The sequence below is a fragment of the Kitasatospora arboriphila genome (genome assembly GCF_039528095.1).
In the GTDB taxonomy this organism is placed as follows: Bacteria; Actinomycetota; Actinomycetes; order Streptomycetales; family Streptomycetaceae; genus Kitasatospora; species Kitasatospora arboriphila.
This window is the reverse complement of record NZ_BAAALD010000147.1, coordinates 1-12,662: the sequence shown is the minus strand read 5'-3', so window position 1 is coordinate 12,662 and position 12,662 is coordinate 1. Positions and strand designations below refer to the sequence as shown.

Below are 12,662 nucleotides of genomic sequence, written 5' to 3'. Positions count from 1 at the left end.
CGCCGCCGCCCGGGCGCCGCCGCTTCGTCGCCGCCGTCCGCTGCCCTGCCGCGCCGGCCTCCCGCGCCGCCTTGCCGCGCCCCGCGGACCCTCCCCGCCGTGCCGGTGACGCACCCCGCCCCGCGTGCCGCTCCGCCGTGCGCCCGGCGTGATCCACTGCTGCAACTCGGGTCACACGCCGCACAACCGGTGGCACGATGTCTCCTGCGGCGCACCGCCCTTCCGGACACCCCGTGCGCCCGACCCCTCGTCAGGCGGAGGCGCGATGCGGTGGCTCACCGGCTGGAGCGGAGAGCCCCACGGCGCGGGCGGCCCCTCCCCGAACGGCGTCCGCCCGCTGGCCGGCGCCGTGCTGTGGACCGGCCCCAACCCGCTCTGGGCGGTCGGCGACTGGCGGCCCGACGAGATCCGGCTCGTCAGCCTGCGCCCCGGCGCCGACCCCGTCGTCACCTCCGGCCCGCCCCGCCCCGGCCACCCCGAACCCGAGGACACCCCCGCGACCACCCGGCTCGCCGTCCTCGGGCGGTGCGGCGCCACCGACGCCGAACTCGCCGCCGGCCTCGCCGCCGCCCGCGGCGGCGCCGTCCGCCACCTCACCCGCTGGCCCGGCAGCTACACCGCCGTCCTGCGCAGCGGCACCCGCTCCACCGTGCTGCTCACCGACCTCGCCGGTGCCCAGCCCGTCTTCCACACCCCCTGGCGCGGCGGCACCGCCTACGCCACCGCCGCCCTCCCGCTCGCCGACCTGATCGGCGCCCCGGTCGACACCGGCCACCTCGCCGCCCTGCTCGCCTGCCCCGAGTCCCCCGAGGCGCTCGGCAACGGCACCCCGTACGCCGGAGTGCTGCGGGTGCCGCCCGGCCACTCCCTCGGCATCCGCGGCGGACGTCCCTACCTCGCCGGGTACGAGCCGGAGCCCGGACCCGACCGCCGCGAGGACGCCCCCGCCGTCCGCGAACTCACCCGCGCCCTGCTGGAGGCCGTCCGCTGCCGGGTCCGCACCACCGCCGCCGGCACCCCCGACCCGCAGAGCGACCCGGAGCGGCCCCGGCTCGGCGTCGACCTCTCGTACGGCACCGCCTCCGCGACCGTCGCCCTGCTCGCCGCCGCCGTCCCGCTCGCCCCGGGCCCCGGCCGCGCGCCCGCCCGCACCCCCGCCGCCCCCGCGCGCACCGGCGCCGTCAAGGGTTCCTGGGCCCGCCGGACCAGCACCGAACCCGCCGAGGAGAACGGCGAGGCCCTCACCGCCGTCACCCACGGCGACGAGGACCGGCTCGCCCTCGCCGTCGACGCCCCCCGGCTGCGCCACGTCGTCGTCCCGCCCGGCCTGCCCTACACCGGCCTCGGCGACGACCCGCTCGCCGGCCCGCTCACCGACGAACCCGGCCCCGCCCTCACCGCCGCCGCCCGGCTCGCCGCCCGCTTCCGGGCCGGCGGCACCGACCACCTCACCGGCTACGGCGCCCGCCAGGTCCTGGACGGCCACCCCGCCCGGCTCGCCGACCTCGTCCGCACCGGCCGCGCCCGCGAACTCCTCGCCCCCGTCGCCGCGTTGGCCGGCGCGGACCGGGCGACCGCAGGCGCCCTCACCGGCACCGTCCGCACCCCGGTCACCGTGCTGCGCGCCGCCCACCGGCTCGCCCGCGCCGACTACGCCGACGCGCTCGACGACCTCGCCGTCCGCCTGACCGTCCGCCACTTCGCCGAACCGGCCGGCACCGCCGGCGCCAGCTCCGCCGCCGACCTCGCCTGGAACGTCCCCGGCCCCGCCGCCCGCTGGCTCTCCGACGAGGCGCTCACCACCGTCGCCCAGCGGCTGCGGATCGCCGCCCGAGGCCCCGTCCCGGTCGAACACCCCGGCGCCCGCCGGGCCCGGCTCGCCCTCCACCGGCACGCCACCGCCTACCGCACCCTCGTCCAGGCCGCCGAACAGCGCGGCCAGCGCCTGCACGCCCCGTTCCTCGACAACCAGGTCGTCCGCGCCGCCCGCCTGCTGCCCGACGACACCCGGCTGCAGCCCGGCGCCCGGCCCGCCCTGCTCCGCTCGATCCTCACCGGCGCCGGACGGACCGACCTCCCCGCCGACTGGGGCCGCACCCCGCGCCCCGACCGTGCCGACGAGGCCAGGGCCGGACTGCGCCTCGCCGCGGACGGCCTCGCCGAACTCTTCCACCACCCGCTGCTCGCCGACGCCGGGCTGATCGACCTGTCCGCCGTCCGGCAGACCCTCGCCTCGGCCGCCGAACCCGGCCGCGACCTGCCGCCCGGCACCCTGGCGGGCCTCGCCGACCTGGTCGCCACCGAACTCTGGCTGCGCCGGATCGCCGCCCGCCGGCACGGCTCCTGCTGGACGGGCCTGCCGCCGGTCGAACGGAAGGCCCTGGCCGGACGGCCGGCCTGAGAGGTCGGCCTGAGAGGTCGGCCGGAGGGGCCACCCGAGGGGTCGGCCGGTCCGGCCCGGGGGTACGGGCCGAGGATGCGGGCACGCTGGCGCGGGTCAGGGCTCGTACGGCCTGCCGGGGCCGCCCCGGCGCGTCCGTTCCGTCCGCGGGGCGGCCGACCCGGCATCATGACCGGGTGGCTGCCGCGATGGTCCCCCTGCCCGTGCTCGACGAGCCGCCCCCGGCGGCCCGGCCCGGCATCCTCGCCGCCTGTGACGGCTCCGACGGCTCGCTGTGGGCGCTGGACCGGGCGATGACCGAGGCCGAGCTGTTCGGCCTGCCGCTGTACGTCCTGGCGGTGGTCAACCCCTCACCGGCCGGTTACCCGCCGGGCATGGTGGAACTCGTCCAGCCGTCCATCGAACTGCTGGCCGGCAGCATGGCGGACGGGCTGCGCCGTGCGGTGGACACCGTCCAGGCGGCCCGGCCCCGGCCGTACGGCGGGGAACTCTCGCTGCACGTGGTGCTCGGCAGCGTCATCGAGGTGGTGCTCGCCGCCACCGCCGGCCAGCACACGCTGGTCATCGGCACCCGCGGCAACGGGGGCTTCAGCCGGCTGCTGCTCGGCTCGGTGAGCACCGCCGCGGTCCACCACGCGAACTGCCCGGTTCTGGTGGTGCCCGCCCCGCCGGCGGGCTGAGCCTGCGCACCGCCCCGACGGTCCGTCAGCCGGGGGCCGGCAGTCGGCGGGCCGGCAGTCGTCGGGCCGTCAGTCGGCGGGCCGGTCCGTCAGCCGGGCGGCCGCGGCGCGCTGCCGGGCCGTGCTGCCGGTGAGGAACCGCGAGACGACCTCCAGCTCCTCGGTGCTGAACTCGTCGCAGAGCTCGCCGACCTCGCGCCCCCAGTCCTCGAACAGCTCGGCCAGCCGCCCGATCGCCTCCGGGCGGTGCTCCACCAGGACGCGGCGCCGGTCGGTCGGATGCTGCACCCGGCGGACGAAGCCCTTGCGCTCCAGCCGGTCCACCAGACCGGTCACCGAGGCCGGCGCCAGCCCGGACCGCTCGGCGAGCTCCTTCGCGGTGAGCGGGCCGCTGCGCTGGAGCAGGTCCAGGGTCTTCGACTCGGTGGCGCCCAGACCGGCCTTCTCGGCGATCGCGGAGTGGAACATCACCGTCACCGCACTCGACTCGCGGCCGGCCTCGTAGATCCGCGCCAGCACCACGTCGCGGTGGTGGTCGGCGCCGGGAGCGGGGTGTGCCGCGGTGGCGGGGCGCTGCTGCTCGGGCATGGAACCAGCCTAGCGGAGTCCTTCGACGGGGCGAATATTTAGTTAGACCGAACGAAAGGCTTGTGGTGCGGCCGTGGCCTATGCAAGTCTTTCGTTCGGACGAACGAAATAACTCCCGCGCAGACCACCCGAGCCCCGGCCCTGCGCCCCCGAACTCCTGGAGGGCAGGAGAGATGACCGCACTCGCACCCACGGCCGACAGTCCCCCGGCCGTGCCGCACCCCCGCCGCTGGGCCGCCGCGGCCGTGATGATGACCGCCGCCCTGATGGACCTGCTGGACGTGACCATCGTGAACGTCGCGATCCCGTCCGTCGGCCGGGACCTGCACGCCTCCGAGGCCGAACTGCAGTGGCTGGTCTCCGCTTACCTGCTGGGCTTCGCCGCCACCCTGGTGGTGGCCGGCCACCTCGGCGACCGGTACGGGCGGAAGGCGCTCTTCCTGGCCGGCACCGCCGCGTTCGGACTGGCCAGCCTCGCCTGCGGCCTCGCCCAGGGCCCGGGCCAGCTGATCGCCGCCCGCGCCGTGCAGGGCGTGGCCGCCGCCGTCCTGACCCCGCAGGTGATCGGCTCGTTCCGGACGCTCTTCCACGGCAAGGAGCGCGGCGCCGCCTTCGGCATGTACGGCGCGGTCGCCGGCTTCGCCTCCGGGATCGGCCTGCTGCTCGGCGGCGTGCTGACCGACGCCGACCTGTTCGGCCTCGGCTGGCGGACGGTCTTCCTGGTGAACGTGCCGATCGCCGCGGTCTGCCTGGCGGCGGGGGCGATGCTGGTCCCCGCCGACCGGGAGCGTTCGACCGGCCGGCCCGACCTGGTGGGCAGCCTGGTCCTGGCGGCCGGCCTGGTCGCCGTGGTGCTGCCGCTCGTCCAGGGCCGCAGCAACGGCTGGCCGCTCTGGGGCTGGTTCTGCCTGGCCGCCGGCGTCGCCGCGGTGGCGGGACCGGCACTGGCCCAGTCCCGTCGGGGCGGCGGCACGGTGCCGCTGCTGCCCGCACGGGCGTTCCGGCTGAAGGCGTTCTCGGTGGGCCTGCTGGTGCAGCTGCTGTTCTCGGTCGCCATGCAGGGCTTCTTCCTGGTCTTCGCGATCTGGCTGCAGGGCGGCCAGGGCTACACGCCGCTGCAGGCCGGCCTGGTCACCGCCGCCTTCTCGGTCGGCGGCTTCCTCACCGCGCCGGTCGCCGACGGCCTCGCCGTCCGGTACGGGCGGCTGGTGCTGCTGGCCGGAGCCGTCCTGATGGCCGCCGGCTGCGCCTGGATCGGGCACGCGGTGTCCGGTGCGGCCGCCGCGCACACCGGCGCCTGGCCGCTCGTCCCCGGCCTGCTGGTGGCCGGCGCGGGCCTCGGCTTCCTGGTGGTGCCCCTGGTCAACGTGGTGCTGTCGGCGGTGCCCGCCGACACCGCCGGCGGCGCGTCCGGCATCTTCTCCACCGCCCAGCAGTTCGGCGGGGCACTCGGCGTCGCCACCCTCGCCACGCTGTTCTTCCAGCACACCGCCGACGGCCCCGGCCCGGCGATGACGACGGTGCTGCCCTGGGTGGTTGGGGTGTTCGCGGCCACCGGCCTGCTCTGCCTCGCCCTGCCGCGCACCGCCCTGGCCTCGCACGACGGCTGACCCGGGGCGGCCCGACGACCCGCACGACGGCTGACCCGGGAGCGGCCCGCCGACCCGTGGGACGCCGGACGGGAACACGGGACGGGAATGCCGAACGGACGGTTGACCGTTCAACCTGGCGGGTGGGCCCGCACGCCCGCCCACCACCCCGCCCCCGAACAGGAGCCGTACCCCCATGAAGGTCGAGATCTACTCCGACATCGCCTGCCCCTGGTGCTACATCGGCAAGCGCCGCTTCGAGCAGGCGCTGGACCGCTTCCCGGGCAAGGACGGCGTCGAGGTGGTCTACCGGCCCTACCAGCTGGTGCCCGACGCCCCCGAGCAGGCCAGCCCGCACCGCGCCTGGCTCGCCGAGCGGTACGGCCCGCAGTCCGTCGCCATGGACGCCCGGGTCACCGAGCTCGGCGCCGCCGAGGGCATCGCCTACGACTTCGACGCCGCCCTGCACGCCAACACCTTCCTCGGCCACCGCCTGCTCCACCTCGCCGAGACCGAGTACGGCGCCGCCGTCCAGGCCGACGTCAAGGAGCGGCTGCTCAAGGCGCACTTCAGCGACGGCGTCGACGTCGGCGACCGGACGGCCCTCACCGCGATCGCCGTCGCCGCCGGCATGGACGGCGAACGGGTCACCGGCTACCTCGCGGGCGAGGAGGGCGCCGACGAGGTCCGCGACCAGCTCGACCGGGCCCGCTCGCTCGGCATCACCGCCGTGCCGACCTTCGTCTTCGAGGGCCGCTGGGCCGTGCAGGGCGGCCAGGAGGCGGACACCTTCCTGCGCGTCCTGCAGCAGGTCGCCGAGGAGACCGGCGCGCTCGTCCCCGCACCCGGCACCGGGCCCGACGACTCCGCCGCCTGCGCGGACGGCAGCTGCGCCGTCTGACGACGGCACCGGCTCGGCACCCCCACGGCACCTCCGCGACCCACCCGCAGCGCCCGGCCCTCCCTCGGCGGACGGCCGGGCGCCCGCGTCCGGCAGGCCGTCAGCAGGTGAGCCGGGCGTCCGCCCAGTCGGCGACGTCCAACAGCGCCCAGCCGCCGTCCGCCCGCTCCGCGACCAGCCGGATCGAGCGCTGACCCGCCAGCGGCGCGTGCACCCGCACCGGGCGGTCGCCCGCCCGCACCGGGCCGGAGCGCCACAGCACCGAACCGTCCTCGCCCAGCACGGCGAACACCACGCTGCCGCGCCCGACCGCCAGGTCGTCCGGCCCCACCACCGCGTCGAACGCGGTGCAGCTGCGGTTCAGGTCCACCACCACCCGGGACGGCACGTGCACGCTCAGCGCGTGCCGGTACCACTGCCCGGCCATCCACAGCCCCGGCCGCCTCGCCAGCGAGCCGCCGCCGCGCCGGATCGCCGGCCGGCCCTCGTCCTCCGCGTCCCGGCGCCCGGAGCCGGCGAACGGCAGGTCGTCCAGCCAGAACGCGGTGGGCGGCGGCGCGGGCGTCGCGGTCGGGGTCGGCGTCGGAACGGGCGTCGGATCCGGGGACGGCGGCTCGGGAGCTGGGGTCGACGGCTCCTGGGTCCGCACCGGGGACGGCGGCTCCTCCGTCGCCGAACCCGCTGGCGACGGAACGACCGGCGCGGCGAGCGGCGAACGCCGCGGCGGAGCCGGCGGCACCACCGGCGACGGGCTTTCGGACGGCACCGGCAACGGCGACTCCACCACCGGGGGATGCGCCGACGACACCACGGCCGCCCGCGGCGCAGCCTCCGGCGGCACGTCCGCCGGACCGCTCAACGCCCAGGCCGCTACCGCCGCCGCGGCCAGGGCCACACTCGCGGCGATCCCGGCCTTGGCCGCGACCCCCAGCCCCTCACCGGCGGCCGCCCCGATCGCACCGCCCGAACCACCCGCCGAGGCACCGCCCGCCGCGGCCGCCCCGGACACGGCCGTCCCACCGGACGTCGCCGCACCGGCGGCACCCACCGCCCCGGCCACCGCGGCACCGCCGAGCACCGCCCCGGCCGCGGCCGCCTTCGCGAACGCCCCGGTGCCGACCCACAGCAGCACGCCCCCGGGCAGCACCGCCCGCAGGCTGTGGTTGATGTCCGTGAGCTCCACGCAGGCCGCCGTGCAGCGGGCGCACCCCTGCACGTGCCGGCCGACCTCCGCCGAGGCCCGCTTGCGCAGCGACCCGCGCGCGTACGCCCCGAGCCGGTTGGCGTACGCCGCGCAGCCCTGCTCCTGGCTGCCCGACACGTGCGCCTGCAGGAAGGCCGCGGCCAGCCGGTCCCGCGCCCGGTGCGCCTGCACCGCGGTCGCGTTCGCCGTCTTGCCGAGCATCACCGCGACCGCCTTCGGCGACTCCCGCTCGACCTCGGTGTGCCACAGCACCACCCGGTCGTCCTCCGGCAGCCCGGCGTACGCCCGCATCACCATCCGCTGGTCGGCCAGCGCCATCGCCCAGGCGTCCGCACCCGGGTCCGCCAGGTCGTACTCGATCGCCGCGCCCGCCGTACCCTGTGCGAACGACCCGAAGTCGTCGACCAGTTGCTCGCGCCGCTCGGTCCGCGCCCAGGCCGCCGCCACGTTGCGCACCGCCGTCAGCAGGTAGGCGCGCACCGCGAACTCCGGCCCGCGCCCCGCCTTCAGCGCCTGCAGCGTACGGGCGAACACCTCGCCCGCCAGGTCCTCCGCGGTGAAGCTGTCCCGGCAGCACGTCCGCGCATAGCGGCGCACCGCCTCCGCGTGCCGCCGGTAGACCTCCTCGTACGCGGAGTCGTCCCCGGCCCGCACCCGTGCCGTCAACTCGGCGTCCGACGGCGGACGTTCACCGTCCACCGGATCGGCCGGCGCCGGCACCACGGCCCGCGCCGGCGGCTCCTCGCCGATGAAGGCCTCCGGCGTCACACCGCCCAGACCGGCCGCGGCCTGGCCCGGCACCCGGCCGGCCAGCGACTCCCGCAGCGGCGCACCCGCCTGGTCCGGCACCTGGCCGGACGGGCCCGCACCGGACCCCGGCTCACCGAGCTCCTCGGCGCTCACCGCCGCACCCCGGCAGCCGCATCCGCCGCCGCACCGGCCGCCGGACACGCGGCCACGGCGGCCGCGCGGCCGCAGCGAGCTGCAGGAACACCGCGCAACGGGACAATGGCTCCAAGCACGGGCAAAGGATTGCATAGCACAGCGCCGGCCGGAAGCCGGACCTGCCGCGACCCACTCGTACGGGCACCGCGGACGACACCCCGGCCGCCCCAACTCCCTTGCTCAGCGCGACTGCAGACCCTGCAACAGGATCTGCAGCAGCCGCTGCGCCGGAGCGTCACCGGGTTGACCCTCCGTCGGTTCCACTCCGTCCGGGAGCGCCGTGAGGGCGTGCACCGGGACGGCCGCCGTCAGCACCAGCACCACGTCCGAGACCGTCACCCCGGGACGCAGCTCGCCCGCCGCGGCCGCCCGCGCCACCAGCGCCGCCACCAACTGCAGCAGCAGCCGCGGATCGGCGTCCGCCGCACCCGGCCCGGCAGCGCCCGACGGCTCCGCCTCAGCTTCCGGCCCGCGAGGCTCCGACCCGCGAGGCTCCGGCACCCGGCCGAGCTCCGCCGCGTACCGGAACGCCTCCGGCGGCAACAGCCGACCCGCACCCGACGCGACCGCCCGGCCCAGGAAACCCGCCAGCGACTCCCACGCCGCGCCGCCGCCGTACAGCGACTCGCGGGCCTGCGCCGTCAGCCAGGCGACCTCCTCCGCGGCGATCCGGCGGACCAGCACCTCCTTGCTGGGGAAGCGCCGGTACACCGTGCCGACGCCGACGCCGGCCCGGCGGGCCACCTCCTCCATCGGCGCGTCGTAGCCCAGCTCGCCGAACACCTGCCGGGCCGCACGCAGCACGCTCTCCAGATTGCGCCGCGCATCCACCCGCAGCCGACCCGGCCGACCCGTCCCCGGGCCGGCCACCACCAGCTCCGAGCCGACCGGCCCGCGCTGCTCCGGTACCGAGCCGTGGCCTGCCCCGATCCGTCCGTGCACCGGCGACACCACGCCGCCGGCCGGACGCTCCTGATCCGTCACTTCAACCCTCCCCCGCGGACACCGACGGCGCCCGCCCGAACCTTCCGCACCCCCCGGTGCGGCCCCAAGCCGTCCGCCACTCAACAGGTGCGGACTAACCCTTCCCCAGTTCCCCGCCGACCAGTCGGCCGCCGGGTCGATCGACCCCGACCTTGACGGGACACAATCCGACCATAGTTCAGGCGAGTTCGTGGCAGAAGCGGACCTCCCACCACCGGTCGCCCCCGGACCGGTAACCGCCGTCCTGCCACCGGCCGTCCCGACACCCGCCCCGGGCGGCAACCTCCGCCACATCCGACCCACTCGATCACGTTCGCCCTGTGGACAAACGCACCCCGCGCATTGCCTCATTGGAGGGCGTCCCGGCGGGACGTGAATCAGGTCACACGGCCCACGGACGGCAGGGGGTGCCCCATCAGGATTCTCATCGTCGGCGGCGGATGCGCCGGCATGGCCGCGGCCCTCGTACTGCAACAGGCGCTCGCCCCCCGACTGCGCACCGGGGACGCAGAGATCACCGTGGTCGAGCCCCAGCCCTACCTCACCTACCACCCGCTGCTCGCCGAGGTCGCCGCCGGCAGCATCGACCCCCGCCACGTCGTCGTGCCCCTGCGCAAGGTCCTCCCGCACTGCCGCGTGCTCACCGCCCGGATCACCCGGATCGACCACGCAGGCCGGACCGCCCAGGTTGACACCGCCCCCCGCGGGGCCGCCGCCGAACCCGCGGAACTCGCCTACGACCACCTGATCCTGACCCCGGGCTCGGTCTCCAGGACCGACCCCGTCCCCGGCCTCGCCGACCACGGACTCGGCTTCGGCAGCGTCGGCGAGGCGGTCGCCCTCCGCAACCACGTCCTCGAACAGCTCGACCTCGCATCTTCCACCCGTGACCCGGAACTCCGCCAGGCCGCGCTGACCTTCCTCTTCGTCGGCGCCGGCTACGCGGGCGTCGGCGCCCTCGCCGAACTGGAGGACATGGCCCGCTACGCCGTCCGCGGCTACCACAACCTCACCGCCGACGACCTGCGCTGGGTGCTCGTCGAGGCCACCGACCGGATCCTCCCCCAGGAGAGCGCCGACCTCGCCGCCCACACCCTCGCCGAACTGCGCGAACGCAGCATCGACGTGCACCTCGGCACCACCCTGGAGTCCGCCGCCGACCGGGTCATGGCCCTCTCCGACGGCAGCCGCTTCGCCGCCCGCACCCTCGTCTGGACGGCCGGCGTCCGGCCCGCCCCGCTGCTCCGCGACACCGACCTCCCGCTCGACCCCACCGGGCGGGTCCGCTGCCTGCCCACCCTCCAGGTCCGCGGACCCGGCGGCACCCCGCTCGCCGGCGCCTGGGCCGCCGGTGACTGCGCGGCCGTTCCCGACCCGGCGGCCGACGGTGCGCTGTGCGCCCCCAATGCCCAGCACGCGCTGGCGCAGGCCCGGCTCCTCGCCGAGAACCTGCTGGCCGACCTCGACCACGGCGCCCTGGCCGCCTACCGGCCCGAGCGCATCCACTGCTCCACCTCGCTCGGACTGGGCCGCGCCGTCGCCCACACCCGGCGGGGCCGCCTCACCGGCCGCCGGGCCTGGTGGCTGCACCGGGCCCGCCACCTGCGGCGACTGCCCAGCCTCGACCGCCGGGTCCGGGTCTTCACCGACTGGCTGCTCGGCGGGCTCTTCAGCCGCGAGGTCGTCTCGCTCGGCACCGTGGAGCACCCGCGCGCGGAGTTCGAGTCGGGCTTCCTTGAGCGCCCCTAGCGCCCCCGCGTACGCCGGTCTGTAGCGAATGCGCCGGACCGGCGATACGACTTCCGAAACGACACCTCCGCCTGACAGGATCTGCCCAGCCGATCATCACGGCCCGTGCTGCCCCGAGCACATCATGTGATGACCCTTCAGAAACCGCCCAACCCCCACACCCGAGGAAGCGGCAGACGTTGAACCTCATGCGCTGGAGCGCCCGGCTCACCGGAGCCCCGAGGCGCACCGCTCCGTCCGCCCCGTCCTCGACGGCCACCGAATCCCTGCCCCTGCCCGGCCCCCGCGACCCGGAGACCGCGGCCGCCGCCCTCGACCACCGCGAGATCCACGAGCTCTACGAGCTGCGCGGCGTCCTCGACCGGCTGCCCGCCCCCGTCGCCGTCACCTACGGCCCGCTCCACCAGCTCGGGTACGCGAACAACGCCTACCGCGAGCTCTTCGGCGAACGGACCGCCGGCCTGCCCGCCGCCGACGGCCTCCCCGAGCTCGCCGCCCTCGGCGTCCTCCCCCTCATGGACCAGGCCCTGCGCGGCGGCCGACCCCGCAGCGTCAAGGCGCGCTGCATCCTCGGGCCGGCCGGCAGCCGCTACTACAACGTCTCCTGCGTCCCGCTCGCCCCCGCCGACCCGCCGCTCGACACGCTCGCCCCCCGGCCCGGTCCGCGCCCGCCCGCCGGCCTCCTCATCTACGCCGCCGAGGTCACCGACCAGGTCCAGGCCGCCACCCGGGTCCGCGAGGCCGAGCGGCGCCAGCGCGAGGCCGCCGTCACCCTGCAGCGCAGCCTCCTCCCGCAGAAGCTCGAACAGCCCGCCGACCTCCGGGTCGCCGCCACCTACCAGCCCGGCGGCGCCGACGCCGCGGTCGGCGGCGACTGGTACGACGTCATCCGCCTCGGTGCCGGCCGCACCGCCCTGGTCATCGGCGACGTGATGGGCCGCGGCCTGCGGGCCGCCGCCGTCATGGGCCAGCTCCGCACCGCCGTCCGCGCCTACGCCCGGCTCGACCTCCCTCCGCACGAGGTGATGGGCCTGCTCGACGGCCTCGCCATGGAGATCGACGCCAACCAGATCGCCACCTGCACCTACGCGGTCTGGGACCCGGCCCCCGGCACCCTGGAGTACGCCTCCGCCGGCCACCTGCCGCTGCTGCTGCGCTGCCCCGACGGCAGCGTCCTGCAGGGCGAGGAGCAGAACGGCCCCCCGCTCGGCACCGGCAGCGGCAGCCACGTCTCCCACACCCTCAAGCTGCTGCCCGGCACCACCGGTGTCCTTTACACCGACGGCCTGGTCGAACGCCGCGACGAGGACATCGACCACGGGCTCGACCTGCTCGCCCGCACCCTCGCCGGCGCCGCGGGCGGCCCGGAGGTCGTCTGTGCCCGCCTGCTGCGGGCGATGGGCGTCACCGCGGAGCACGACGACGACGTGGCCGTGCTGGCCTTCCAGCTGCCACTTGAACCCGACGGATCCGACGTGTAATGTTCTCCGAGTTGCCTGACAGGGAGCACCGGACGAGCGATCCGCGCGGACGGTCCCGAGGCAGCCAATCCCTTGAAACACCACCTCCCGGCTCGGGCTGGGTCGCGTCTTGTCGCGTCCCGGTGCGAATTCGGCGTGCG

Annotated in this window: 8 protein-coding genes and 1 pseudogene; 6 read left to right on the top strand and 3 right to left on the bottom strand. The window is 76.7% G+C overall.

Annotated elements, in window-relative coordinates; genetic code table 11:
• Positions 1-265 precede the first annotated feature (265 nt).
• Together ABD353_RS37475 and ABD353_RS37470 are read left to right on the top strand one after the other, a co-directional pair.
• Positions 266-2,401 (top strand): asparagine synthase-related protein, encoded by a 2,136-nt coding sequence (locus ABD353_RS37475; RefSeq protein WP_344628200.1) that lies wholly within the window; start codon positions 266-268, stop codon positions 2,399-2,401.
• 176 nt (positions 2,402-2,577) lie between these two features.
• Positions 2,578-3,081, top strand: a complete 504-nt coding sequence (locus ABD353_RS37470; RefSeq protein WP_344628199.1) for a universal stress protein — start codon at positions 2,578-2,580, stop codon at positions 3,079-3,081.
• Between the two features lie 69 nt (positions 3,082-3,150).
• Here ABD353_RS37470 and ABD353_RS37465 read toward each other — a convergent pair whose 3' ends face one another.
• Entirely contained in the window at positions 3,151-3,669 is a 519-nt protein-coding gene (locus ABD353_RS37465; protein ID WP_344628198.1) for a MarR family winged helix-turn-helix transcriptional regulator, read from the bottom strand.
• A gap of 173 nt (positions 3,670-3,842) precedes the next feature.
• On the opposite strand from ABD353_RS37465, the gene ABD353_RS37460 reads away from it, so the two are divergent.
• Together ABD353_RS37460 and ABD353_RS37455 are read left to right on the top strand one after the other, a co-directional pair.
• Positions 3,843-5,279, top strand: a complete 1,437-nt coding sequence (locus tag ABD353_RS37460) for an MFS transporter (RefSeq protein WP_344628197.1) — start codon at positions 3,843-3,845, stop codon at positions 5,277-5,279.
• A 175-nt stretch (positions 5,280-5,454) separates the two neighbouring features.
• Complete coding sequence (locus tag ABD353_RS37455) at positions 5,455-6,159, top strand: DsbA family oxidoreductase (RefSeq protein WP_344628196.1); 705 nt, start codon at positions 5,455-5,457, stop codon at positions 6,157-6,159.
• A gap of 100 nt (positions 6,160-6,259) precedes the next feature.
• Here the strand turns inward: ABD353_RS37455 and ABD353_RS37450 are convergent, their stop codons facing one another.
• Both ABD353_RS37450 and ABD353_RS37445 read right to left on the bottom strand, forming a co-directional pair.
• Positions 6,260-8,266 (bottom strand): sigma-70 family RNA polymerase sigma factor, encoded by a 2,007-nt coding sequence (locus ABD353_RS37450; protein WP_344628195.1) that lies wholly within the window; start codon positions 8,264-8,266, stop codon positions 6,260-6,262.
• Between the two features lie 222 nt (positions 8,267-8,488).
• Positions 8,489-9,292, bottom strand: a complete 804-nt coding sequence (locus tag ABD353_RS37445) for a TetR/AcrR family transcriptional regulator (RefSeq protein ID WP_344628194.1) — start codon at positions 9,290-9,292, stop codon at positions 8,489-8,491.
• Between the two features lie 426 nt (positions 9,293-9,718).
• On the opposite strand from ABD353_RS37445, the gene ABD353_RS37440 reads away from it, so the two are divergent.
• Positions 9,719-11,041 (top strand): NAD(P)/FAD-dependent oxidoreductase, encoded by a 1,323-nt coding sequence (locus ABD353_RS37440; RefSeq protein ID WP_344628201.1) that lies wholly within the window; start codon positions 9,719-9,721, stop codon positions 11,039-11,041.
• Between the two features lie 179 nt (positions 11,042-11,220).
• Positions 11,221-12,510: pseudogene (locus ABD353_RS37435) on the top strand (PP2C family protein-serine/threonine phosphatase); the annotation flags it as partial.
• Positions 12,511-12,662 lie beyond the last annotated feature (152 nt).